Genomic DNA, 24,226 nt, shown 5'->3' with positions numbered 1-24,226 from the left:
GTCCGGCTCAAACACGCGGGAGGTGATAGAGCGTCCGGCCCAAGCACGCGGGAGGTGACAGAGCGTCCGGCTCAAACACGCGGGAGGTGATAGAGCGTCCGGCCCAAACACGCGGGAGGTGACAGAGCGTCCGGCCCAAGCACGCGGGAGGTGATAGAGCGTCCGGCCCAAACACGCGGGAGGTGATAGACCGTCGGGGAATACAAAGTGCTCCCCCACCCGGCAACCCGGGCGGGAGAGCACTCGTCATGCGCAAGGTACAAGAACCTACTTACGGAAGACCTGCACCACCGAGGGGCGGGGAGCCCGCGCTGCACCCGCAGCGGGCGTAGCTCCGGCTGGGACGTAGTCCGGGAAGAAGGAGTTCTGCGCCGCGAACGAGCCATCTTCACCTGGGTGCTGGACGGCAACGAACACTGTGCGCTCTTCGTCGTGGATGATCGGACCACAGGTTTCAGCGTCGCGGGGAACGGCAAGGAACTGCTCAACCTTGCCGCGCTCCGGTCCCTCAAGGGTGACCTTGAACAGGCCGTCGGCGTAGCCAATGGTGCCGGGGGCGCCGTCAGTGGAGATCCAGAGGTTGCCCACGGAGTCGAAGGCTACGTTGTCCGGGCAGGAGATCGGCGAGACCTTGTCCGCCGGGAAGCCTGAGAAGTACGTGGAGGTGTTCTTGGCGGGGTCACCGGCCACCAGCAGGAGGTTCCAGTTGAACTTGGTTCCTGTCTGCTCGCGGCCCTCAGTAATTTCCACGACGTGCCCGTCACGGTTGAGGGTGCGCGGGTTGACCTCGGTAGCGCCTTCCTTGCCCGGCTTGCCGCGGTCCGTGTTGTTGGTGCAGGCCACGTAGACCTTGCCGGTACGCGGGTTGGGCTCAACATCTTCGCAACGGTCCATCTTGGTAGGCCCAACCTTGTCGGCGGCCAGGCGGGTGTAGACCAGGACCTCCGGAACGGTCATGCCCGGAACTGCGGAGGTGCCGTTGACTACCAGGGGCAGCCATTCGCCGGTGCCGTCGAAAGCGCCATCGGCGGGAAGCTTGCCGGTGCCGTCGATGTCGGCAGGCGAATCGCCCGTGAACTTGGCAACGTAGAGGTCACCTTCGGAGAGCAGGTTCATATTGTTCTTGCGGGCCTCGCGGGAGTCGCCGGGCTGGTACTTGCCCTTGGAGACGAACTTGTAGAGGTAGTCGAATCGCTCGTCGTCGCCCATGTACGCCACTACCTTGCCGGACGGGGCAACAATGACGTTGGCGCCTTCGTGCTTGAAACGGCCCATGGCGGAGTGCTTCTTGGGAGTGGAGGTGGGGTCGAACGGGTCAACTTCAACAATCCAGCCGAAGCGGTTGGTCTCATTGGCGTAGCCCGGGTTGCGGGTGTCGAAGCGCGGCTCGTCGAGTTCCCACTGGCGGGTGGTCGGCTTCGCCGAAATTCCATAGCGCTTGTCGCCATCGCTGGTCCCCGGGGCAGCGAAGTAACCATTGAAGTTTTCTTCGCCGGAGAGGATGGTTCCCCAGGGGGTGGTTCCACCGGCGCAGTTGCCCAGCGTGCCCTTGATCCAGCGGCCTGCCGGGTCATCGATCGTCTTGACCAGGTTGGTACCGGCCGCGGCGCCCGTCAGTTCGTAGACGGTGTCCGTGAGGAAGCGACGGTTCAGGGGTGCTCCCTGGACGTAGTTCCACGGCTTGTTCTTGTTCTTGCGCTCGAGCTCCACCACGGCAAGGCCATGCCCTGCCCGGCCGATGGCACGTGCCTCTTTGGGGTCGAAGCCCTCGGGCAGCATGATGTTCTCGTTGGTGTACTCGTGGTTGCTGAAGAGCACGGCACGGCGGTCCTTGGAACCCGGGATAGGCAGGATGTCCGTGTAGTCGTTGTTGTACCCGAACTGGCGGGCCTGGGCTGCGGCAGTCTGCGCGTTGAGGTCGAAGGCAGGCGAGTCGGCAAAGAGGGGGTCGCCCCAGCGGATGACAGGCTTCCAGTCGAAGCCCTCGGGCACGGTGAAGGCGTCCACCGCTGCGTCTACCGGCTTGATGGCAGTGAACTTGAGCTTGGACTTGTCGAAGCCCTTCTTCGCGGCATCGGAGAGTCCGTTTCCAGGGTCGGCTACGGCGGTCTCCCCACCGGTCACGGCACCACCGAGCACGATGGCGAGCGCTCCTGCTGCACCGAGGCCCAGGGCGGCACGGCGGGACATGGCTGTAGAAGCAATGTCGCGGAAGTAGCCGTTGGCGCTGGTGTTGCAGACATCGCCGGAGCAGGCGTTGTCGCACTTCAAAGCACAGGTAACCGCGCTTCGCTTGCCCTTGGTGTGGCCGAGCATGGGGAGCAGCGGAAACGTGCGTCCGGTGGTTTCAGACATGGGGAAGACCTTCCAGAGATGTACGAGGTTCCCGCTGAGCCTTTCAGCGGAAACCGAATCTGAGAGGTCTCTCCGGTTAAGAAACGGTGAACAAAGGATGCTGGTTTCCCGCCAGGACTGCATGCACCCTGCGAAGCCGGTCAAGCCACCAGTCCCTGCGTTCCCCCGAGGCCGCGTACTCCTCCAGCAGCCCGGGGTCTGCGACAGCCTCGCGGACGTGGATGGCGCCGTCGTCGGCCACCAAGGGGTCCAGCGAAACGTCGGAGGCAAACAGCGAAACGGTGCCAAGTCCGCATGCGTAGGGAAGTGAGGGCAACGCGGCTGCGAGCGCGAGTCCGGCGCGGATGCCCACAGAGGTATCCAGCGCGGAACTGACGACGGCGGGCAGCCCGGCTTGCTCCACGATGTCCAGCGCCCGCCGGACTCCCCCGAGTGGAGCGACCTTGACCACAAGGAGGTCCGCGGCGCCTGCTCTGGCTACCCGAAGGGGATCGTCTTCCTTGCGTACGCTCTCGTCCGCAGCGATGAGGACCGGCGTCCCAGCGTCAGTGAGCCTGCGGCGGACCTCGGCCAGACCCTCAATGGTGGGTACTGGCTGCTCGGCGTACTCAAGGCCGACAGCCGAGAGCCTGCCCAGCGCTTTCACTGCCTGCTCTACGTCCCATCCCCCATTGGCATCCACGCGGAGGGCGGCCTCCGGCAAAGCTTCACGTACTGCGTTTACCCGCGCAACGTCGTCATTCAACGACTGCCCACGCTCGGCAACTTTGATCTTGACCGCGTCCACCCGCCCGAAGCGCCCCAGCACGTCCGGGACGCGTTCTGCAGAAACGGCGGGAACCGTCGCGTTGACCGGGATGGTGTCCCTGAGCTGAGGGGGAAACCCAAGCCAGCCGGCTTCCAGGGCGGCCGCCAGCCAGCGGGAGGATTCGTCGTCGTCGTATTCGGGGAACGGACAGAACTCGCCCCAGCCCATGGGCCCGCGCAAGACGAGCGTCTCGCGCTCCATGATGCCGCGGAACTTCACGCGCATGGGGAGAGAGACCACATGGGCCGAATCAAGAAGTTCTTCGAGTGGGGGAAGCGCAGGCATAGTGCCACTGTACCGGCGGCCTGCCGGCTCGATCGCCGGTCAATCCGGCTATGTGGACAAGCTACCCGGACCAGTAGTTCCGGACCCTGCCCAAGGCATCCCCCAGCTGGACGCCGGACAATTCGAGGGAGCTTTCCGGTAGTCCCAAGGCCTCCCACCTGGCTACCAGCGTTGTGTCCCCTTCCAGCGGCAACGGCCACAACCAGTAGCGGCCGGCGAACTGGACGTAGTCGCCGTTATTACTCCCTCCGCCTCCACCCAAGGTGGTCAGCACAGGCCCAGTGACGTCGTCGGTGTCTTCGAATGCCGCCGGTCCGTGGAGGGCAGCGACAGCCTTGCGTCCGTCTGCAAAGGAGACGCCTAATTGCAGCCCCGTCCTGGTGTCTAGGCTGGAGTGCGGATGGTTGTAGGACTCTTCCACGATCTCCCGCCATTCCTGATCGGATTCATCCATGCGTCGAACAGACCACACCAAGTCCAGCAGGCAACCCGTGGAGTAAACCTCCACCAGTTTCAGGGCCACCACCATCCGCGGACTGGTGTGGAGAAAACCACCGGGAACCACCCCTGGCAGTTCGTCCGACGGCGGGCCGGCCCACCCCGGCCTGAGCGGTTGTGGTTGACGCGCCTGTTCGGGAGGCTCCGGAAGGTCGTCGAAGAAGCTCATAAACCACTCTTACACCACCTCACAGGCGCTGGGGAGAGGTGTGTGGCAACCGAGAGACGGCAATCGCGATATTCTCGGAATACGACTCAATGTGGGGGAGATATGACTCAATCAACGCCCGGTTCCACGACGCCTCCCGGCTGGTACCCGGACCCTTCGGACCCCCGGTTGGTCCGCTGGTGGGACGGCCGCGCCTGGACAGCCCACCAGGCTCCCCGGCAGGCTCCGCAGCAGGTGCAGTACGCACCGGTTTTCAAGGCTCCGCGTACCCCGATCAGCGAGCAAACACCGGTCTACAACCCTTTCATTTGGGCCATCACGTTGCTGCCCTTGGTCTCGGTATTGTTCATGCTCACCTGGCAGCCGGAGTTCCGCGTCATCACCACGCGTCAAGGCGTCACCACCCTTGACCCCTTCTCGATCTATACGCCGGGGTACTTCCTGCTGATGGCATCGAGCCTGGTGATCTATGGCCTTTCGGTGTTCTTCGCGTACCTGGACTATCAGCGGTTGGCGAGGTCCGGCGTCGTACGTCCCTTCCATTGGGCCTGGACGTTCCTGAACTCGGCGGTCTATGTCATTGGCCGTTCCGTCATCGTCAATAAAGTGGCGCCCAAGCGCGGGCTGTTGCCGGTGTGGATCACCATCGCCGTCTTTGTGATCAGCATGGTGGTGGCCGGCATTTGGACGTCCAACATGATGCAGACCATGATGTCGTCCTTCGGTTCGTCCCTCACCACGTAGCGCCAAAGGGAAACCTCACACGCGTTAGGTAGACTGCTGTCAACAACCGGAAGGACTCTCCGCCATGAATCGCAAGGCCACTGCCCTGGATGTCGCCAAACGTGCGGGCGTGTCCAGAAGCGCGGTCTCGCTGGTTCTGAACGGCCGGGGCGATGGGAATGTGGCCAAGGAGAGCCAGGACCGGATCCGGGCGGCGGCGCTGGAGCTGAACTACTCCCCCAACGCGATCGCACTCAGCCTGCGAAATCAGCGTTCACGGGTAATTGGCATCCTGTCCGATGAAGTGGTGGTCAGCCCGTTCGACGGCAACATCATCGGTGGCGCGGATGACATCGCCCGCAGCCGCGGCTTTGTCACAGTTGTCATGGACACCGAGCGGGACAGCGCCCGGGACGCCGGCGCCATCGAGACCCTCTTGGACCGGCAAGTGGATGGGCTCATGTACGTCACTGTGGGCTTGAAACCGATCGACGTGCCGCAGGGCATGCTCCGCGTACCGTCCGTGCTGGCCAACTGCTACGACGCCCTCCCCCAGCCGCAGCTGCACCACGTTATCCCCGATGAGGTCACCGGCGGCCGCGAAGCTGCCGAGCACCTGCTGCAGCTGAGTCACCGGGACATCGCACTGCTGGCAGGATATGAGGACTCACCGGCCGCGCCACTCCGTGTTCAGGGGTACCGGGATGCGCACGCAGCGGCCAACGTTCCTCTACGGAGCGAACGGATTTTCATGGCCGGATGGGATATTGATGCCGGCTACCACGGCGCAATGAAACTGCTCGACGGCGTGTCCCCGGCTGAACGTCCGACGGCCATTATGTGCGCAAACGACCGGCTGGCTGTCGGGGTGATGCTTGCGGCTGCACGGCTTGGGCTCAGCGTCCCTGATGACCTGTCCGTGATGGGCTACGACGACGAAACCCGGATCGCGGACACCATGGTCCCGTCACTCACCACCATGGCGTTGCCGCTGCGGGAGATCGGCCGCGCCGCCATGACCACGCTGCTGGACGCCATCGAGGGAACCAACACCATAGGAAAGGGGACCACCGTGGAAACGATGGTCCCCTGCCGCCTCGTCATCCGGGAATCGACCGGCCCCGCACCCACCCGCTGATTCCTCACGTTGCGAGGCCCACTCCGCACCCCTCGACACACCCATAACGTGCAGAACAGGCCCCACAACCAGCGCACGACGCCGGCCTGCCGCCTTATGCGGGGAGGCTCAACTCCCACACGTCGGCAGTCGCACCGTTGGGCAAGGTGAGCTGCCATTCCTCCCCCGGGGCCGGGTAGGCCCGAAGGGTGGTGGCGACGGAACCGGCACGGTATACCTCCACGAGGGAAGCGTCGACGAAGATCCGGAGCTCCTCCCCCGCCGCAAGGGAACCCGCGTAGACCACTTGGGCATCGGCACCCGCACCAAGCACCAGCTCCACGGAACCGGAAGAACCACCCCGAACCAGTACCTCGGCAAACGCAGGCACAGCAACGGAGCCGGCAGCACTTTCAGCCACAGCAGCACCCCGGTACGCCTCAATCTCAGGCGCAGGAGTGACAGTCAGTGCCCCGTCAACCACGGACAAAACGCGGGGGTGCGTCAGGACACCCGCCCACCCGGCGTCGTCGATTTCTTCCTGGGTGCGGCCACGGCGGCCATCGCGTCCGGGACCCTCGTTGGCCCACCCCCACAACAGCGCCGCAGGAGCAGGAACAGCAGCAGCAGCAGCAGACCCGGCAGAATAGGCCAACTGCACAATCTGCGGTGCGTAGAAGTCGCGGCCAAGATCCGCCTTGCCACCCGAGGCAGGAGCAAACACGGGCAACCCCGTGACAGGATCCGCGGACAGGGAGCCGGTCAGGTATCCCACCCCGTTGGCGTGCTCGTGGTCGTCGCCGGAGAGCCATAGGGAGAACATCATGACCCACGTGGAGCCACCGGAAGAGAGAGGCACCTCCACCAGTTGCGGGCATTCCCAAATTTCAGCCGGCGTATGCACAGCGGCCACAGGATCAGCAGAGGTCAGCCAGATGCCTTGGTACTCCCAGACGTCAAGGGAGTCCACTGTGTACAGCAGCAAAGCGGCGCGCCCGTCGGAGAGCCCTGCACCCTGCATGGCGTAACGGGCACCGTTGAAGCGGAAGATGAAGGGGTCGCGGACGGCGGTCACCAACGGATCCTCAGGCATGGACGCAGCCACGTGTCCGTCTTGCTCCCACGTCACCAGATCAGCGGAACCGCGGGCGATCACCACTTGTGAGTGCCCGCCGTGGTCCTTGATCCCGGAGTAGGCGGCGGTGGGCACGCCATCGTCCGAGGTCACAACGCCCGTCCAGCAACCGGCGGAGTCGGGCCCGCCCGCCTGGGGAGAAAGCGCCACAGGGTGCTCTTCCCAACGCACCAAATCACCAGAGCTCACGTGCCCCCAGTTGATCTGCGAATGCCGCGCGGACGAGGGGTTGTACTGGAAGAACACGTGGTACCGGCCGTTGATGAAGCTGATGCCGTTGGGATCGTTGATCCAACCCTGCGCCGGACGAGGGTGGAAGCGCGGGAAGGCGGGATCCGGGTGTGTCGCCGCCAGGGAAAGAGAGGAAGAGAGTGCAAGGTCCGTCAACGGAACCCCTTTCAAAAGAGGGTGTGAATTATTTGCCCGTGCCCGCGGTGAGTCCGTCCTGCAGCGCGCGCTGGCCGAACATGAACACCACCAGCGCAGGAATCATGGAGAGGACAACGCCGGCCAGCACCACGGAGATGCTTCCGGTGCCGAGGTTGCCTTGAAGTGAGACCAATCCCAGCGGGAGGGTGAAGTTCTGCTCGGAGATGGTCATGATGAGGGGCCTGAAGAACTCGTTCCAGTGGAAGTTGAACGCCAGAATGCCCACGATCGCCAGGCCCGGCATGGCCAGCGGCGCATACACGGAGCGGAAGGTCCGCCACGGCGAGGCGCCGTCGATCGCGGCCGCTTCAGCGAGCTCACCCGGCAGCCCCATGAAGTACTGGCGCATCAGGAAGGTACCGAACGCCGTCGGAATGGCCGGAATGATCAGCGCGAGCAGCGTGTCCGAGAGGCCCACGCCACGGATCAGCATAAAAACGGGCACGATCGTCACCTGCGCCGGAACCATCATGGTGGCCAGCACGATCGAGAACAGGGCACCCCGCCCCCGGAACTTCAGGTGCGCAAACGCGTAGCCTGCCAGTGCGGCGGTGATCATCTGCCCCACCGCGATCAAACCGGTCACCAGAGCACTGTTCACTACCAGCGCCACGATGTTGAGCTGTTTGAACACTTGCTCGTAGGAGGTCAGGTCCGGATTCAGGGGCAGGAAGGTGGGCGGCAGTTGGAAGGATTCCGACGGCGGTCGCAGCGAGGTGGACAGCGTCCACAGCACCGGCCCCAGGACAAAGACGGACGCGATCAGCAAGACAACGACGCGGATGGCCACTGACCAGTCGCGCTTCTTCCGCTTCACTACAGGCGCCGTGGTGGTGACACGTTCTTGAATGGTAGTCATGGCGGGCCTTACTGGTAGAAGACGAATCGTTTGCTGAGCCGGAATTGCGCGGCGGTGATGGCCATGATGATGAGCGTCAGGATCACGCCGATCGCCGATGCCTCGCCGAACTCAAGGCGCTGGAATGCGGACTCGAAGATCACCATCACGGCTGTACGCGTCGAGTCGCCGGGCCCGCCGCGGGTGAGGACATAAGGCTGGTCGAACACCTGCAGCGCGTTGATGATCGCCATGACCGAAGCCACCAGGGTAGTGGGACTGAGCAGCGGCAGGGTGACGAACCAGTGCTTGCGCCAACCCGTCGCACCGTCAATCGACGCGGCCTCGTACGTCTCCACCGGAATGGAGGCCAGGCCACCGATGAACAGGAGGAATGAGAACCCGAAGTTTTGCCACACGTACACAAGAATTACGACGGCGGCAGACCCGGTCGGCGTCGTCAGCCACGGGACCGCTGGGATGCCCACGATGGACAGCAACCAGTTCACCACGCCGAATTGCTCGTTGAAGAGGTAGCGCATGAAGATCGATACCGAGGCCGCGGACAGGATCAGCGGGAAAAAGAAGGCGGAGCGGAAGAACACCCTGAGCCAGGCCGGGAGCTTCTCCTGCACCATGATCGCCAGGCCCAGCGCCAGTCCGAGTTGGAGGGCCACTGCCACCACAACGAACACGATGGTGTTCAGGAACGAGACCCGGACGGTGGGGTCCTGGACTACCTCGGCGAAGTTATCGAAACCCACGAACGTCGGCGCTGAGATGATGTCCCAGCGGAAGAAGGCGAGCGCAATGGAAGCGACGATCGGCAGGAGGGTAAAGATGCCCATGCCCACGATGGTTGGGGCCAGGAAGGCCCACGGCAGCCAGCGTTGTTGGACGCGGCCGCGCTTGGAGATTTGTCCGTTCTTATGGGCGGCCTGGCGACGACCCGGCTCGCTCCCCGTGCCTGTAGGAGTACTGGTGGCGGTGCTCATGGCTGCCTCCTCAGGGCAATTTCGAGGTCACGCTGCATGGAGCTCAGGGCGTCTTTGAGTTGGCGCTCGTCCCCACTGACAGCCAGGCTGACGTTTTTCATGAGGGCGGTTTCGACGGCGGCCTGCTGGGGTGGCGCTGGAATGGGCCCTGTGGTGGGGAACTTGTCCAGGGTGTCGTAGAAGACCTTCCAGTTCCGTGGACCTGTTCCTGCGTAAAGCTGTTCGTTGACCATGGAGCGCCTGGCGGGTGTGGTGTTCGGTGTGGGGAAGACGATCTGCATGGCTTCGCGGCTGGAGCTGAACTTCACCCATTCCCAGGCGGCATCCTTGTCCTTGGCGGTCTTCATGATCGCGTACCCGGCTGTGCCGAACTGGTGCCGTTGGGTGCGCCATTTGGGGAAGAACTGAACGTCGAAGTCGTTTTCGGTCATCCCCGCCTCGTGGAGGCCTTGGACCCAGTAGCCGCCCGCCGGCGTCGTACCTATCCTGTTGGAGGCGAAGAGGCCGATCAGAGCGCTGCCGCCGCCTTCCTCCGGCCGGACACCCAGCCCGTCCTTGACCAATCCGCGGAGGTAGTCGAAGGATTCGAAGACCCGGGGATCGTCGGCGTTGGGTTCCAGCCACTGGTAGCCGCCGGAGCGGAGGCTCCGCGAGGGATCGTTGGCGTAGAAGCCGTCCCACAGCCACTCGCCGCCCGGGGACTTGGTCTCCTTGAGGAAGCTGGTGTCGTTGGCGTAGAGCCATGGCACCACACCGCCGAAGAGGCGGTTGGTCCAGTAGTACGGCGTGAAGTCCTTGGGATTTGCCTTCTTCATGGCTGCGAGGGTGCTGCGGAAGTCGGTGTGCGTCCAGTTGTCGGAGGGCCGTTCCAGTCCCGCTTTAGTGAGCGCAGTGGTGTTGTAGTACATGTTGGCGGCATTCCAGTCGATGGGGAGCTGGAACAGGCTGCCTTTGTACATGAATGCTTCCACCAGGCTGGGGTGGACGTCCTCGAAGTACTCCTTCATGTGGTCCGCGTCCCGGCGAAGGTAGTCATCCAGCGGATGGGCCAGCTTTTCTGCAAAGAGCTGCGCGCCTTCCGTGGCCACGTACACCACGTCCGGCGGGGTGCCTGCTGCCACCATGGTGAGGATCTTGGTGAAGAAGTCCTTCCAGTCGACAGCTTGGATCGCCTGGACCTTGACCTTGATATCAGGGTGGACTTTCGCAAAGGCATCGATGACCTTTTGACGGGCTGCGGCGTCGGCCGCGGTGCCCATGATGGCGATGCTGAGGCTGTTGTCTCCCCGGCCGGGGATGTCCGTCCCGGTCAAGCGCGGCCACGACGCCGCGGTTACTCCAACAATCCCGGCGCCGAGGGCTGTGAGGGCACTTCTGCGTGTGAATTGACGCAAAGCCCCATTGGTTCCCGACATGTAGATTTCCTTCCCTAACACGTGTTAGGAAGCCTAAACCTGACACCTAACACGTGTCAACCGTCACAGGAATGTTGCAGGGATCTCACTTTTCCGCGCCACGCTAAGGCCGAACTCACACCGGCCTTCCAGAGAACTGTGGCACCCTAGACAGAATGAGTTCCCAGCAATTCCGCACCAGCGGGAGGTCGAGCAAACGGCCGCTTCAACAGCGCGACGCAGGCATCGGAACAGGATTCCTTTTCATCCTGGCCACCATCGCCAGCGTGGTGGGCCTGGCCGCAACGTACTACTTCTTTGTGCGCACCACCATGGGCCAGTTCATCGACGAATCAGCGCTTGTTGAAGCCACCGTGCTGGGCGGAACAGCCGGGAGGGCCTCTACGGAGTTCCTGGACATGCTTCCCATGCTGTCGCTCGCGATCGCCGCCATCATGGTGCTCTTCGTAACCATCGCCCGGCGCCGCTGGAAAGCCGCCGGCATCGCCGTGGCCGCCTGCATCGCCGCCAATGCAGCCACGCAGATCCTCAAGTTCCTCATCCCGGACCGGCCCGACCGCGGCGTCCAAACCCTGGAATTGAACTCACTTCCCTCCGGGCACACCACCCTTGCCGCCTCCGCTGCCGCCGCCGTGTTCCTCATGGTGTCGCCACGCTGGCGCCCGCTGGCCGGGTTCCTGGGCAGCACCTTCGCCGTGGCCACCGGCGTTTCCACGCTCATCAACCAGTGGCATCGCCCAGCCGACGTCGTAGCGGCCTTCCTGGTAGTCGGCGCCGTCATGCTCCCCGCGGGGTGGCTCATCCTCCGCACAGGGACCAGCTGGAACGTGTGGAAGGGTTACGGCGAGCACTGGGCCGCATCCCGGCTGTGGGTATGGCTCACTGTAACCGCGCTGGTGGTGGCCGGCGTTGTTGCGGCCTACTCGCTACTGCAGGTCATGCCCGGCCTGAGCACCGACAGCACCATCGACTACTTCTGGGCCGGCACGGCCTTCATTGTGATCGCCGGCTATCTGTCAGCACTGGGCGGCACTTGGCTCTTCGGACTGGCTGCGCGGAAGAACTAGACGCTCCAAACGCACGACGGCGGCGCACCCTTCCGCGCCGATCGCACCAGTGCTTACGGCGGCGATTCGCGCAAAACGGTGCGCCGCCGGGTGGCGACAGGGCTGCTAGTCCTCCGGACCCACTGAATCGAAGAACCTGGGGTCCTCCGCGGCCACATTCCCCCGAAGGTGCGCCTGTTCCCGGATGAAGAGTTGGTCATCCGCAGTGAGCAAAGTGCCGCCGTGGATGTCCACGGCCCCATCCTCGCCGGTTTCGTCATTGAAGATGGCAGTCATGGTTCGGGGCACAATCATGCTTCCCGGATTGTCGATGAGCCATTGTTGCGTGTCCGGAGAAAGCTGACTCCAAAATTCCCTGATGTGCATAGTGATCAGCGCTGCCGTTCATTGGTGGGGTGGATTTGTGGGACCTGAATGCGCTGCGCAATCTCTCTGGATACTGGGGCGGGATCCTCCTTCTTCAGGCTACGCCCCGTCGGGTCATTCCTGACCCAAATGCCAAGACCTTTCTGAACAAGACGTCGACGTAACCCCGTTCGGTGGGTTACAGTTAATCCACTCGTTGGATAAACAAGGCAACTTCCCAGGAGCACCCATGTCTTCCACCCTCAGTCCCCGCCCGGCCCCCGCCACGGCATCGACTCTCTCCCTCCCGGCATCCCGCGATCTCGTGGTCGATTTCATTCGCGTCGCCTGCATATTTGCCGTGGTGGCCGTCCACCTGCTCATGATGGGCATCAGCGTGGACTCCTCCGGGATCGGGGTGGGGAATCCCCTGACGTCCTTGAGCTGGTTCGCGCAGGGTACGTGGTTCGGCCAAGTCATGCCGCTCTTCTTCGTGGTGGGCGGCTTCGCATCACTCACCTCGTGGCGGAGCCTGCAACGCAAAGGTGGAGATGCCGGCGATTACCTCCGGAACAGGGTGCTCCGGCTGGTCCGCCCCACAGTGGCCCTTTACGCCTTCCTCGCCCTTGCGCTCTGGAGTGCGACGGCGGTCGGCGTCCCGGGCGACCTTCTTACTGTTATCGCTGCGGGCGCCGGCGTTCAGTTGTGGTTCCTGGCTGCATACCTGATCTGCCAGGCGATGGTTCCCACCATGGCCAAGCTCCACGGCCTGGCACCGTACCGGACCGTCGCAGCGCTGGCCGCGGGCGCCGTCGTCGTTGATGTTGTTCGCTTGGGCTTGGAGCACAATCCGTGGGGTTTCGACTCAAATCCGATCGGGCTGCTGAACATGGTGTTCGTGTGGGGGTTGCTGCAGCAGCTTGGCTTTTTCTACGCCGATGGCTTCTTTGACCGGTTTGCCCGCTGGAAGCTGGCCCTGGCCGCGGTTGCTTGTTATGGAGCGCTGGTCCCGCTGACGGGTGCCGGCCCCTACCCCGTGGACATGCTGACCAGCCAGAACCCGCCGATGTTCCCGCTGGTGTTGGTGGGCTTGGCGCACGTTCTGCTGGTGAAGGCCGTGTATCCGATGTTGCAGTGGTGCGTACGGGTGGGCTGGGTGCAGAAGGTGATGTTCGTGGTGGGCAGCCGTGCCATGACCATCTACCTGTGGCACCTGCCGTTGATCATTGCCTTGTTCGGGATCGCACTGGTCCTGCGGCTGCCGTTCCCCGAGCCTGCCAGCACCGAGTGGTGGGTGAGTCGTCCCCTGTTCTACATCGCAGCGTGGGCGCTGGTGTTGCTGGTCTCTACACCGTTGGTCCGCTTGGAACTTGCCAGCACTGCCCTGGCTCCCGGAGCTACGCGGCCATCCATGTGGCGTATCGCAGCTGGAACCGTCCTGGCGATCATCCCGCCCTTCGTGGTGATGAGGCAGGCCCTTGATGTCACCAATGCGACGTGGGGTTTGGTCCTGTTGGTGATCGCCGTGGCACTTGTTACGGGCAAGGTCCCGGACCGGGCGTGGAAGACGCCGCGGCTGATGGGGCGGACAGAAGCCTGACCTGCTCAATAAAGCAAGCCTTCACCAGCGGGCTCCCGCGGGGTAGATTCTGCGCTACCGCACCCGGCCACCCAATTACCGGGTCACCACAGGGAGATGCAGGACATGCATACAAAGCACAAACCACGCATTGAAAAACGAACCTCTGCCCTTGCAGCAGGAGTGGCGACCATCGCGATTCTTGCCGTAGCAATAACTCCACCCGCGCTGGCTGCCAAAGGGACGGACAGTCAGGCCCTTCGGGACGCCGTCACTGCGGACGCAATCGTCGGCCACCTCGAGGAACTCCAAGCGATCGCTGAGGCCAATGGCGGCACGCGATCTGCCGGTACTGCGGGCCATGTGGCCTCGGCGGAGTACATCGAGGATCAGCTTGAAGCCGCAGGATTCGTGACACAGCGCCAGTACTTCGAATACCTCAAGTTCAACCTGACGGGTGAATCTTTTGAGCGCCTTACGCCAACCCCAAGGACATACACCGAGGACGATTTTGCTGCGATGTCGTACTCCGGCTTCGGCGAGGTTACGGGGAATGTGACCCCGGTGGACATCAATCTCACAGGCGACCGTGCCTCAACCAGTGGTTGCGAGGCTATCGACTTCACCGGATTTGTAGCCGGAAGTATCGCACTCATTCAGCGTGGCACCTGTCCTTTCAACACCAAGGCCGTGAACGCCCAAGCTGCGGGGGCAGCAGGCGTGATCATCTTCAACCAGGGCGACGCCGATGATCGGCTGGGCAGGGTGGATGGAACCCTCGGCGCCCCCACAGCTGACAACCCGGAAGTGGCCGTCCCAACGGTAGGTGCAAGCTTTGCGGTCGGTGAGGAACTGGCCGGTCTCACGGGTGCTACGGTGCGCATCGTGGTTGAGGGCAATACCCAACCGATCGAAACCTTCAACGTCCTGGCAGATACGGCCGGGCGCGCAGACCGCACCGTGGTGGTGGGTGCGCACCTCGATTCCGTCGCTGAGGGTCCCGGCATCAATGACAACGGCTCCGGATCCGGTGCCATCCTTGAGACGGCCTTGCAGTTTGCGGCACTTGGAATTTCTCCGGAAAACCGCGTGCGGTTTGCCTGGTGGAGCGGCGAGGAAGATGGCCTGATTGGCTCCGACTACTACGTGGCCCAACTGAGTAAGAGTGACGTCAAGAACCATGCACTCAACCTCAACTTCGACATGGTGGCTTCACCCAACCCGGTCAGGTTCGTCTACGACGGTGATGGCAAACCACTCGGAACCGCGGGGCCCAACGGTTCAGCCTTGGTCGAGAAGGTGTTCCTGGACTACTTCGCCTTGCAAGGTCTGGCTACGGAGCCCACAGAGTTCGACGGCCGCTCGGACTACTTCGGGTTCATCGAAAACGGCATTCCGGCCGGTGGCCTTTTCACTGGTGCTGAGGAGATCAAGACCGCGGAGCAGGCGGCCATTTACGGCGGCACGGCAGGCGTTGCCTACGACCCCTGCTACCACCAGGCCTGCGACGACATCACCAACATTGACACTGCGGTCCTGGAACAGATGGCCGACGCCATTGCCCACTCCACGCTGGTTTTCGCGGAAACCCAGTCCGCGGTGAACGGCACCGCGAAGGGCACGGGCAACCTGAAGCTCGAATTCAAGGGCAACCAGGCAGTCCGCTAGTAGTTCTGTTTAAATGCGACAACGGCCGCCGGGCAATCCCTCACGGGGTTGTCCTGCGGCCGTCCGTGTCGTTGCGTTGGAGAGCAGGCCTAGGTGTCGGAAGCAGCCTTTGCTGGAGCTGTATCCAACACACGCCGTTTCACGTCCTGACGGGTCGTCTCTGCTTGGAATCCAGAGGCAGTGAGTCCTGCCCGCCAGTCACCGCGACACTTCGCCAGTTCTTCGAAGCACGCCCTGATCAGTTCCTTGGGCGGGGGGATGTGGCCATCACCAGTGTCGGGTCCCCACCGGTCCATCAGCATGAAGAGGTTGTCCGAGTCACCAACAACATCAACAAATGGCAGCTGGTGCTTCTGGATATGGAACCAGTCCTTGGCGTTCTGAATAAGAGCCACTGTGTGACTGAAGCCCGCCGAATACGCCGGAATAAGGTTATGAGCCACGCTGGCCGGTAATTCGGACATATCCTTGCCGTCCATCTCCCAGGCGTAAGTCATGTAGCGCTCCACCGCCCCAGGGTAGAAACGGGAAATGGATGTTTGCGGATTGACAGCAAGCGCCAGCGATGTTGGGAAGAACCTCGACAAAGCAAGGCTGGCGTATCCGCCGGCTGAACTGCCGAAGAACACCAGGTTGTAACCTCCGGTCTCCCTCACAATGCGTCTAACAACGTCCGCCAGGGTCTCCTGAAGGTCGGGCTGCTCTTTTGAGCCCGCATACCAAGCCAGGTTGAAGTCAGTTGATTTGCGGAGGCTGGGATCTGAGATAAAAATGCGGTTGACAGGTAGCCCGGCGGTGACTCCTTGCCCCAGGAACCACGGGAGTCGGACGTCTTTGTCGGCCGCTCCGTGGAAGCACACAAAGGTGGTATCGGAATCGGCGGGGACGTTCAGTATCTCAATCGGCAAGCCCTGGTGCTGGATCTCGATCAGCCCTGCAGGAACCTCTTCAGCGGACAGGAATGAGTGAAGGTCCGGGAAGCTGGATGGCGTCGGGGTATCGACAACTAGGTTTTCAGACACCACGGTAGTCTAGCCGCGGAGGTCGGAGACCCCAGAATCCCGGAACATGACCAGCACACCTCAGTAATTCCGCCGGTGCTTCAATCTGGGAATTGCGACGGCGAACACTACTGCCGCTGCGAAGCCCAGCACGCCTGTGGCCCAGATCCCTGCGGACAGTGAGATGGCGGCCGTGAGCCCGGAAAGCAGCACCGGTCCCCCGGTTCCGCCCGAGTCAGCAATGAAGCGCCAGATGCCCAGAAAGTGACTGCGGCCATTGTCCGGCGAGAAGTCGGCACCTAGCGTCATAATGAGTCCTGAACTAATGCCGTTGCCGAACCCGATCAGTAGTGCAACCAGTAGCAGCGGCACAAACCCTGCGGTGAACGGAATCAGGATCAAGGCCGATCCCATGATCACCGTGGACGGGATGGCCACCCATTGCCGGCCCTTCCTGTCCATAAGCTTTCCGGCAGGGTAGAACACCAGCATGTCGATTGCGCCGGACAGGCCGAACAACAGCGAGGCATGGGTGGCATCAAGCCCCAAGTGATCCGCCCACAACGGGATCACCACCTGACGCGAGGCACGCAAGGCACTCAACAAGAGAATTCCAAACCCAACGGTCAGGAACACGCCTGCATGGGAGGCAGCGACACTCCGCAGCGTGGACGCTGGAGGGCGAGGGGCTCCGTCGGACGTATCCGGAGCCACTAAATCCGGGATGGTGAGCGACAAAGCCGCGGCCGCCATCATGCCCGCAAAGCCCACCCAATACGCGCCGCTGATGCCCGCGAACTGCATGACGCCGGCCCCAACGAAGGGTCCGATGAAGAGACCGATCCTGGTCACGCCGCCCAATGTGGACAGTGCCCGTGCGCGATAGAGAACCGGGACCGCTTCGGTGAGGAACTTCTGCCGGGCAAGGTTGAAGACGCTGGCTGACATGCCCACTAGCGTCATCGAGACCGCCAGCAGCCATAGGCCGTGCTCCATTTGCGGTGCGAAAGCCGCCGCACCCAGCGCTATTGCGCCCAAGGCACCGGCCCCGACGATCGACCATCGTTCGCCGAACTTCTCCGTGATGATCGACGCCGGAATGTTGAAGATCCAGGAGCCCAGTCCAATCAGCGTCACTATCAGCGCGGAAACTGCCACGGACGCCCCGAGGTCACGCGCCGAGAGCGCGATGACCGGCAGGACCGCCCCTTCACCAATACAGAACAGCAACGCGGGCCCGAAGGCCGGCAAAGCAACACTGCGAAGGCTGAACGTTTGGTTTGTCTGGGTCTTGGTCATCCCTTTCATCCTAGGACTGCGATTACCGAGGTCAGGGGCAGCATTACGTTGTGCAATGCCCACCCGTGGACCAGTGCGCTCCGCAGTCCGTTGCGGCCCCTGGGTCCGGAGCCGCAACGAACTACCTGCCGAGCGGGATTGCGCGCCGAGGACTACCGGCGGTTGGCTGCTTCCTTCCGGCGGCTACCTACTGCCAAGAGGAGACCCATGAGGAGCATGGCGCCCGCCCAGAAAACGACGGTGCCGTTCAGGCCGGTATTGGCCAGTGCGTTTGAGCTCCCGACGGCGGTAGAGGTTGCCGCCGTGATCGAGCCCTGGGTTGAACCAGCCGGAACAATCGTGGCGGCTTGGGTGCCGACACCTGCCGTATCGATACCGGTGTTACCACCGGGGACGAGTCCGCCACCAGCAGGCGGGTTCACGGCAGGAGGATTCACCACCGGAGGCGTAACAACCGGAGGGTTCACCACCGGAGGCGTAACAACCGGAGGCGTAACAACCGGAGGCGTAACAACCGGAGGCGTAACAACCGGAGGCGTAACAGTGCCCACCGATCCGCCGCCGACCCCCACCGAGGTGGAGCCGACGCTTACAGGAGCCGTAATCGGAACGATCACCTGGGTGCCTGAGATGAGTCCATCATTGCCGGAAGTGGTGCTCCCACCCGTGGTACCAGCAGGAGCACTCCCACCGCTGGTTCCGGTGTTCGTAGCTGATGAGTCACCCAACACACCGGCCGAGGTAGAGCCCACGTTCACCGGAGCCGTAATCGGTGCAACAACCTGCGTACCCGAAGCAACACCACCAGAACCACTCGTGGTGCTACCACCCGTGGTACCAGCAGGACCACCCCCACCGCTGGTTCCGGTGTTCGTAGCTGATGAGTCACCCAACACACCGGCCGAGGTAGAGCCCACGTTCACCGGAGCCGTAATCGGCGCGACGACCTGAGTGCCAGAGCCGATGCCCTCCGAACCATTCGTCGAGGCACCCGACGAGGTCTCACTAGGAGCAGCTGGAGCAACAGGCGCGGACGAACCGGACGTAGCCGCAGAGTCCCCAGCTACACCCACAGCAGTGGCTCCGATGTTAACAGGGACCGATATCGGAGCCACTACCTGAGCGCCGGATGCGATTGACTCTCCCCCCGACGTTGTTGCCTGCGCCGGCGCAGGAGCCGGTGCAGGAGCTGGAACTGATGCTGCGGGCGTGGTGGTGGCTGATGAATCCCCCAAAACACCGGCCGACGTCGAACCCACGGTGATAGGCACCGTCACCGGCGCTACCACTTGGGTTCCCGAGGCGATGCCGCCGGAACCGCTGGTCCCGGCCGCCGGCGTCGAACCTGTTGCCGCTGCTGGTGCGGCAGGTGTGGCTGGGCTCGCCACAGTGGAGCCCCCCAGCAGACCCACTGACGACGAGCCCAGGTTCATGGGCACCGTGACCGGGGCGACTACTTGCGTCCCGGAGCCGATGCTGCTGGAACCATTGGTGGTGGCGGCAGGCGCATGGCCCGAACCTCCAGCAGCTCCCGGCGCGGACGCCGTAGCTGCTGAATCCCCCAACAGTCCCAGTGATGTGGCGCCCGTGGAAATCGGCGCTGTTACTGGCGCTATGACCTGCGTTCCGGAAAGGATTCCATCCTTGCCGGAAGTGGTGTCCGCGGCATTGGCCGCGGTTGCGCTGAGGACAATCATGCCCCCGGCAAAGCACGTGCCGATGAGGCACTTGCGTAAGGTCCTGTTCATGGTGATCTTCTCCTGAAAGTCTTGTTCCCGTAGGCGTCCGTTGGCGGATCGCCTGCATTGCCGTCGGCTGCGTCTTGTTGCGCAGCGGGGCTGGGGAACTAGTCAGGAGAGGAGCCGGGATCGAATGAAACCGGCTTTGGATGTTGTTCATCGCTGACCGGCTCCAGGTCAGTGAGGGAATCTGCGGGAATGATCAATGCACCGTGCAGGAATGCCGCTGCGGGGCTCGGGGGCCCGTTCTGGGAGTTACCCGAGCCGGTGCCCGCGAGTCCGGCCGGCACTGATCCGGAGCCGGCAGGGAGGTCTGCGGGTTCCGCAGGCTCCTGGGCTGACCCATCTCCGACGGCTTGTTCTGAGCTTGCAGAACCCAGCACACGGGATATGGACAGCACCGGCGACGCCGCGGTGGCGGTACCCGGAGCATTGGCACGGGTGGCTGGCACGGTTCCTGCCGCTGCAGGTACCTTGACTTCATTTTCGGTCGCAGCCGCCCCCGGCTGTGAACTTACGACGCCGGAACCCGGCAGAGTGCCAACGCCCGGTGCCGCGTCTCCTCCCGGCGCTGCTGGAGGTGAGGTTCCCACGCCTCCAGGCAGAAGTGGCAGAACCGGCGCGGTGACCGATCCGACAGGGGGCAGACCCTTGTCAACGACGTCATCAACCACGTCGACGATCGGCTGAACAATCGGGTTGGTCACGTCGGTGACTGGTTCCAGAGCAACAGGTTTCAGCGCTTCGTTGACGGGAGGGACCATTGTCGTGACCGCGCGGTCAACGGTTCCGGTTACCGGCGCGACCACCGTGTCCACAACAGTTTCGGCTGTGTCAGCCGGAACCACAAGGTTGACGACTGGGACGTTCTCCCCAAGTGCGTCGACAGATCCCGCAACTTGCTCCACGATGGGTGTCACCACCGGAACTGGAACGGAGATTGGTTTCGCGGGCAGGACCGTTTTGACCGGTGCGGGCAGCGGCACGTTGGGAAAAGGGAGGCTGACTGCAGGGGCCGTCGCCTGTGGAACCGCAGCCTTTGCAGCGGCCCCGACGGCATCAGCAGCCGCTGTGGTCGTCGCACCTATCATCCTGGTTGCTTGGTTGGAGGTGCTGCTTACCGACCCGGTCGCCGAGGGCACAGTTGAGGAGACGGTGGACGTTACTTCACCAAGAAGTGAGCGATTATCAGCGGCTCCGGTATCGGCACTGGCGCCTGTTGCGGAGAGAGCCATCCAAAGTGCCGTTCCGGCTCCAGCGATCATGACTGAGCGGAGAATGTTGGTAGCACGCGGGAAGACGCGTGTGCCCTTCATCTCGACACCCCCAGGTAGTCGCGAACCGAACGGTCGCCTTCATCCTAGGACTGGAGTTACCCAATAGTCCATGGTTGGAAGCCAACAAGGTGACAAATTCGTAAGGAACCTTGTTACGAAGGGTAGAACCCGGTCTTTTCAGGCCCGAAGTCCGGCGTGGCCAGCGACGCACGACCCTGGGCATTCGTTTCCTGAAGCCTCTTGATGAACCAACGGGACTGCTCAGGGCCGTAGGGAAGGACCGGAATTGCTTTGGTCGCGTCCGAGGGCATGTCACGAATGGACTGTGTGGCCTGCCGGACTGCCGTACCCATGGTGTCTGCCATGGTCTTCACGAACTCGTCACTGGCAGGTTTGCCGTGACCTGGAACCAGGAATTCATAGCGGTGGCGTAGAGCGGAGATGTGCCGCAAGGCATCGGCCCACTCTTCCGGATACGAGTCCTCGAATGACGGATGCGCGCCCTGCTCCACCAAATCGCCAACATACAGCGTGGTGCTGGTGCCCACCAGGAGGTCGCCATCAGTGTGGGCCCTTCCAAGATAGAAGAGCGTGGCAGTGATCCCACCGAGGTCCACCAACACGGGCTGGTCATGGACCAACGCGTTGGGAACAACGATGTCAACGGCGTCACCCTCCCCCGCTGCCATCTCAGGTTCGTTGGTAGCGACGAAGCGCCGCTGGTTGTCGGCGTCTTTCTCGATAGCCGCCGCACAGTTGGCATGCGCCCAAAACTCCGTGACGCCGTCGTCCGCGAAGACGGCGTTGCCGAAGTAGTGGTCGTAGTGGGCATGGGTGTTCACAACCACCAGTGGAAGCTGGGTCTTCTCGCGCACTGCTGCGAGGATCTCCCGGCCTTGGCGGGGGCCACAACCGGTGTCGATGACCATAGCGAGTTCGGAGCCCACTACGAGCCCGGTGTTCAGTAAGGACCCCTCGGTTTCCAGGACGTAGTTGTTGGGACCGAGTTCTAGCCAAGCTGACAATTGATTCTCCGTTTACAGTGCAATCCGGCGATGTTCAGGCCTCTACTCTACCCACGGAAAGCTGGGAGGGCGCGGAACCCGGACTATCGCGGCGCACTGATTTACGTGCAGTGCCTCAGAGGATGGCAGTCATGATGTTCCAGCCGGATCCTACCTGGGTGGCATAGATCCAGCCGCCCGAACCGTTGCCGCCGTAGAGAACCAGGTCGCCGTTGCTGGCGCGACCCAAGAGGTCCACGGTGCCGTCCCCGTTGAAGTCGCCCGGAGATTCGATGGCTGTCATGATGTTCCAGCCTTGACCGATCTGGCCAGCCGGGAGCCAGCCACCGGAACCATTGCCCGGGTAGAGCAGGAGTGCTCCGGAGCCGTTGCGGGCCACGACATCGGCTTTGCCGTCTCCGTTGAAGTCACCCACGCCCTCAATGGCGGTCATGACGTTCCAGCCCTGACCTATCTGACGGGCAGGAAGCCAACCACCGGAACCATTACCCGGGTACAGCCACAGGACACCGGCGGAGTCGCGGGCAATCACATCGGTCTTGTAGTCCCCATTAAAATCACCGGGAGCTTCAATGGCAGTCATCACGTTCCAGCCCGAGCCGATTTGGCGGGCAGCAAGCCAACCACCGGAACCATTACCCGGGTACAGCCACAACCGGCCGCTGGAATCGCGTGCCAGAACGTCGGCATTGCCGTCGCCGTCGAAGTCACCGGGAGCCTCGATGGCCGTCATGCCATTCCAGCCCGAACCGATTTGGCGGGCAGCAAGCCAACCGCGGTAGCCGTTGCCTGCGTACAGCCACAACCGCCCGCTGGAGTCGCGGGCCAGGACGTCGCTGCGGGAGTCGCCGTCGAAATCGGTGATCTTTCTCCTGTTGACCGGGGCCGTCCCGCCGTACGTGGCGAGTGCCTTGTTGGCGTCAATAAGGCCGGCACCACAACCAGCCGGGCACCCGGCCGGAAGAGGCCTCGAGGTTGCTTTCAATTGCTGCTCCACCTGGGCCGGTGTGACGCTGCTGCCCTCGGCCGAGATCAGCAACGCCGCCAGCCCAGCCACCTGAGGTGCCGCCATGGAGGTTCCCTGCATCCAGGCGTAGGCAGATCCGGCGCTGGTGGTTTTTCCGAAGTTGAACGTAGACAGGATCCCGTTCTTGGCAGCCTGGCTCATGTCGCCGCCAGGGGCTGTGACGTCCACTGCACTGCCGTAGTTTGAGTACTGCGCGCGGCCGCCGGAAGCGTTGCTGGCGGCCACGGTGATGACATTTTCGCAGTTGGCCGGGCTTGCATCGGCAGCGGGACGGTTGGAGTTTCCTGCCGAAACCACAACTACGGCACCGGCGTTGCGGGCGAAATTAATGGCGTTTTGGTAGGTAGCCGAGCAGGGCTTGATACCGCCGAGGCTGAGGTTGATCACGCGGGCCGGATTGGGGTTGACCGGCGCACCGGTAACGGTTCCGCCAGCGGCCCAGATGATGGATTCAGCGATGTCAGAGGTGTAGCCGCCGCAGTAGCTCATCGCCCGGACGGGCAGGATCTTGGCATTCGGAGCTACGCCGGTGACGCCTTGCCCATTGTTGGCAACCGCTGCGATGATCCCGGCCACATGGGTGCCGTGCCACGACGAGTTTTGAGCGGGGCTTCCAACCTCGCACACGCCAGCCGGCTCCCAGTCACCTTGATCGGTGGGATCCGGATCGCGGCCGTCGCCGTCCCGGGCATCCTCGGCGTAGGAGATCATGTCATAACCGGGTAGGACGTTCGCGTCCAAATCCTCGTGCCGGGTGATCCCGCTGTCCACCACGGCAACAACAACGTTCTCGCCCTTGACGTAGTCCCAGGCTCCCGCCGCATTGATGCCGGCAGGACCCTTCAGGTTCCACTGATCCGGGAAGCCGGGGTCAGTGGCATCCGCGGTGGCGTGCATGATGTCATCCGGCTCTGCGTAGGCAATGGCTGGATCGGTGCGCAGCGTTTTGACGAAGAGCGCGGACTCCGCAGCGGAAAGTGGCTTATCGAGCTTGATGACATGCCCGCCCGCGGCGTTCTGGCGGGAAGCCTCGGCCACAGCACCGAGCGAGCTGGCCGCTTTGCCGGCAACATCGCGCACTGCTTTGTCGGCGGACTGGGCCGTGGCGTCCTTCACCCCCACGATGAACTGATCTGTGGGCGATTCGGGGGCAGGCTTCAGCACCTGCGGCCCAGCGGGAACAATATCCAGGGTGTCTGCTGCGGCCGGCTGGACGGCCAGGCCACCGCCGATCAGAAGAGTAGTGAGCGCCAGACCTGCAGCTCTCAGGGACCGGATTCGGGAGTCTTTAACCATCAGGGGCATCCTTGGGACGTCGCGACCAACCCTGAGCGGCTGATTGCGGGCAACTGGAGACCACCAGTTGACCCCCAAGGAATTGTAAGCTGACTCCCGGCTTTAAATGGTACGAATCGCGGTTTGTGACAGCTCC

The 24,226-nt window shown here is 63.0% G+C and carries 19 protein-coding genes; 5 read left to right on the top strand and 14 right to left on the bottom strand.

Annotated features, from left to right (window positions below):
• Positions 1-267: 267 nt before the first annotated feature.
• The 3 genes from WBN73_RS01280 to WBN73_RS01270 all read right to left on the bottom strand — a co-directional run bounded on the left by WBN73_RS01280 (position 268) and on the right by WBN73_RS01270 (position 4,115).
• Entirely contained in the window at positions 268-2,355 is a 2,088-nt protein-coding gene (locus WBN73_RS01280) for a PhoX family protein (protein WP_337339283.1), read from the bottom strand.
• Between the two features lie 76 nt (positions 2,356-2,431).
• Positions 2,432-3,448, bottom strand: a complete 1,017-nt coding sequence (locus WBN73_RS01275; protein ID WP_207594364.1) for an o-succinylbenzoate synthase — start codon at positions 3,446-3,448, stop codon at positions 2,432-2,434.
• Between the two features lie 61 nt (positions 3,449-3,509).
• Entirely contained in the window at positions 3,510-4,115 is a 606-nt protein-coding gene (locus tag WBN73_RS01270) for a hypothetical protein (protein ID WP_337339282.1), read from the bottom strand.
• A 102-nt stretch (positions 4,116-4,217) separates the two neighbouring features.
• Between WBN73_RS01270 and WBN73_RS01265 the strand changes: the two genes are divergently transcribed.
• Positions 4,218-4,859 carry a DUF2510 domain-containing protein gene (locus WBN73_RS01265; protein WP_280623344.1) on the top strand — a complete coding sequence of 214 codons (642 nt, stop codon included), beginning with the start codon at positions 4,218-4,220 and terminating at the stop codon, positions 4,857-4,859.
• Positions 4,860-4,923: 64 nt separating this feature from the next.
• A complete protein-coding gene (locus WBN73_RS01260) occupies positions 4,924-5,976 on the top strand; it encodes a LacI family DNA-binding transcriptional regulator (protein ID WP_337339281.1) in 1,053 nt (350 codons plus the stop codon).
• 94 nt (positions 5,977-6,070) lie between these two features.
• Here the strand turns inward: WBN73_RS01260 and WBN73_RS01255 are convergent, their stop codons facing one another.
• Genes WBN73_RS01255 through WBN73_RS01240 form a run of 4 tightly spaced genes read right to left on the bottom strand, consistent with a single transcriptional unit; the run spans position 6,071 to position 10,767 of the window.
• Entirely contained in the window at positions 6,071-7,477 is a 1,407-nt protein-coding gene (locus tag WBN73_RS01255; RefSeq protein ID WP_337339280.1) for a glycoside hydrolase family 32 protein, read from the bottom strand.
• 28 nt (positions 7,478-7,505) lie between these two features.
• Positions 7,506-8,378, bottom strand: coding sequence for a carbohydrate ABC transporter permease (locus tag WBN73_RS01250; protein ID WP_207594369.1), 873 nt, complete (start codon positions 8,376-8,378; stop codon positions 7,506-7,508).
• Positions 8,379-8,386: 8 nt separating this feature from the next.
• Entirely contained in the window at positions 8,387-9,352 is a 966-nt protein-coding gene (locus tag WBN73_RS01245; protein ID WP_207594370.1) for a carbohydrate ABC transporter permease, read from the bottom strand.
• Positions 9,349-10,767, bottom strand: a complete 1,419-nt coding sequence (locus WBN73_RS01240) for an ABC transporter substrate-binding protein (RefSeq protein WP_207594371.1) — start codon at positions 10,765-10,767, stop codon at positions 9,349-9,351. Before WBN73_RS01240 ends, WBN73_RS01245 begins: the two co-directional genes overlap by 4 nt.
• A 155-nt stretch (positions 10,768-10,922) precedes the next feature.
• Between WBN73_RS01240 and WBN73_RS01235 the strand changes: the two genes are divergently transcribed.
• Positions 10,923-11,834, top strand: a complete 912-nt coding sequence (locus tag WBN73_RS01235) for a phosphatase PAP2 family protein (protein ID WP_280623347.1) — start codon at positions 10,923-10,925, stop codon at positions 11,832-11,834.
• 105 nt (positions 11,835-11,939) lie between these two features.
• On the opposite strand, the gene WBN73_RS01230 is transcribed toward WBN73_RS01235, so the two are convergent.
• On the bottom strand, positions 11,940-12,128 hold the full coding sequence (locus WBN73_RS01230) for a hypothetical protein (protein WP_232481370.1): 189 nt from the start codon (positions 12,126-12,128) through the stop codon (positions 11,940-11,942).
• A 301-nt stretch (positions 12,129-12,429) separates the two neighbouring features.
• Here WBN73_RS01230 and WBN73_RS01225 point away from each other — a divergent pair, with 301 nt between their 5' ends.
• Together WBN73_RS01225 and WBN73_RS01220 are read left to right on the top strand one after the other, a co-directional pair.
• Entirely contained in the window at positions 12,430-13,779 is a 1,350-nt protein-coding gene (locus WBN73_RS01225; RefSeq protein WP_337339279.1) for an acyltransferase family protein, read from the top strand.
• A 105-nt stretch (positions 13,780-13,884) separates the two neighbouring features.
• Positions 13,885-15,426, top strand: coding sequence for a M28 family peptidase (locus WBN73_RS01220; protein WP_337339278.1), 1,542 nt, complete (start codon positions 13,885-13,887; stop codon positions 15,424-15,426).
• Between the two features lie 89 nt (positions 15,427-15,515).
• On the opposite strand, the gene WBN73_RS01215 is transcribed toward WBN73_RS01220, so the two are convergent.
• From WBN73_RS01215 to WBN73_RS01190, 6 genes are all read right to left on the bottom strand, one after another.
• On the bottom strand, positions 15,516-16,448 hold the full coding sequence (locus WBN73_RS01215) for a hypothetical protein (RefSeq protein WP_337339277.1): 933 nt from the start codon (positions 16,446-16,448) through the stop codon (positions 15,516-15,518).
• Between the two features lie 60 nt (positions 16,449-16,508).
• Complete coding sequence (locus WBN73_RS01210) at positions 16,509-17,726, bottom strand: MFS transporter (protein ID WP_207594377.1); 1,218 nt, start codon at positions 17,724-17,726, stop codon at positions 16,509-16,511.
• Between the two features lie 152 nt (positions 17,727-17,878).
• Positions 17,879-19,474 carry an LPXTG cell wall anchor domain-containing protein gene (locus WBN73_RS01205; RefSeq protein WP_337681296.1) on the bottom strand — a complete coding sequence of 532 codons (1,596 nt, stop codon included), beginning with the start codon at positions 19,472-19,474 and terminating at the stop codon, positions 17,879-17,881.
• A gap of 98 nt (positions 19,475-19,572) precedes the next feature.
• On the bottom strand, positions 19,573-20,556 hold the full coding sequence (locus WBN73_RS01200; protein WP_337339275.1) for a hypothetical protein: 984 nt from the start codon (positions 20,554-20,556) through the stop codon (positions 19,573-19,575).
• A 338-nt stretch (positions 20,557-20,894) separates the two neighbouring features.
• Positions 20,895-21,767 carry an MBL fold metallo-hydrolase gene (locus WBN73_RS01195; protein WP_242703361.1) on the bottom strand — a complete coding sequence of 291 codons (873 nt, stop codon included), beginning with the start codon at positions 21,765-21,767 and terminating at the stop codon, positions 20,895-20,897.
• A 115-nt stretch (positions 21,768-21,882) separates the two neighbouring features.
• Entirely contained in the window at positions 21,883-24,090 is a 2,208-nt protein-coding gene (locus WBN73_RS01190) for a S8 family serine peptidase (protein ID WP_337339274.1), read from the bottom strand.
• Between the last annotated feature and the right edge of the window lie 136 nt (positions 24,091-24,226).

Origin of the sequence: Paenarthrobacter sp. CCNWLY172 (assembly GCF_037402035.1) — a bacterium.
Classification (GTDB): domain Bacteria; phylum Actinomycetota; class Actinomycetes; order Actinomycetales; family Micrococcaceae; genus Arthrobacter.
This window is presented reverse-complemented; position numbering and strand designations above follow the sequence as displayed.

Bases quoted from the DNA above. Each gene is read 5' to 3' on its own strand.
- WBN73_RS01205 (WP_337681296.1), bottom strand. From the start codon at position 19,474: ATGAACAGGACCTTACGCAAGTGCCTCATCGGCACGTGCTTTGCCGGG.
- WBN73_RS01200 (WP_337339275.1), bottom strand. From the start codon at position 20,556: ATGATAGGTGCGACGACCACAGCGGCTGCTGATGCCGTCGGGGCCGCT.
- WBN73_RS01220 (WP_337339278.1), top strand. From the start codon at position 13,885: ATGCATACAAAGCACAAACCACGCATTGAAAAACGAACCTCTGCCCTT.
- WBN73_RS01190 (WP_337339274.1), bottom strand. From the start codon at position 24,090: ATGGTTAAAGACTCCCGAATCCGGTCCCTGAGAGCTGCAGGTCTGGCG.
- WBN73_RS01250 (WP_207594369.1), bottom strand. From the start codon at position 8,378: ATGACTACCATTCAAGAACGTGTCACCACCACGGCGCCTGTAGTGAAG.
- WBN73_RS01210 (WP_207594377.1), bottom strand. From the start codon at position 17,726: ATGACCAAGACCCAGACAAACCAAACGTTCAGCCTTCGCAGTGTTGCT.
- WBN73_RS01280 (WP_337339283.1), bottom strand. From the start codon at position 2,355: ATGTCTGAAACCACCGGACGCACGTTTCCGCTGCTCCCCATGCTCGGC.
- WBN73_RS01265 (WP_280623344.1), top strand. From the start codon at position 4,218: ATGACTCAATCAACGCCCGGTTCCACGACGCCTCCCGGCTGGTACCCG.
- WBN73_RS01270 (WP_337339282.1), bottom strand. From the start codon at position 4,115: ATGAGCTTCTTCGACGACCTTCCGGAGCCTCCCGAACAGGCGCGTCAA.
- WBN73_RS01260 (WP_337339281.1), top strand. From the start codon at position 4,924: ATGAATCGCAAGGCCACTGCCCTGGATGTCGCCAAACGTGCGGGCGTG.
- WBN73_RS01230 (WP_232481370.1), bottom strand. From the start codon at position 12,128: ATGATTGTGCCCCGAACCATGACTGCCATCTTCAATGACGAAACCGGC.
- WBN73_RS01245 (WP_207594370.1), bottom strand. From the start codon at position 9,352: ATGAGCACCGCCACCAGTACTCCTACAGGCACGGGGAGCGAGCCGGGT.
- WBN73_RS01225 (WP_337339279.1), top strand. From the start codon at position 12,430: ATGTCTTCCACCCTCAGTCCCCGCCCGGCCCCCGCCACGGCATCGACT.
- WBN73_RS01240 (WP_207594371.1), bottom strand. From the start codon at position 10,767: ATGTCGGGAACCAATGGGGCTTTGCGTCAATTCACACGCAGAAGTGCC.
- WBN73_RS01275 (WP_207594364.1), bottom strand. From the start codon at position 3,448: ATGCCTGCGCTTCCCCCACTCGAAGAACTTCTTGATTCGGCCCATGTG.
- WBN73_RS01235 (WP_280623347.1), top strand. From the start codon at position 10,923: ATGAGTTCCCAGCAATTCCGCACCAGCGGGAGGTCGAGCAAACGGCCG.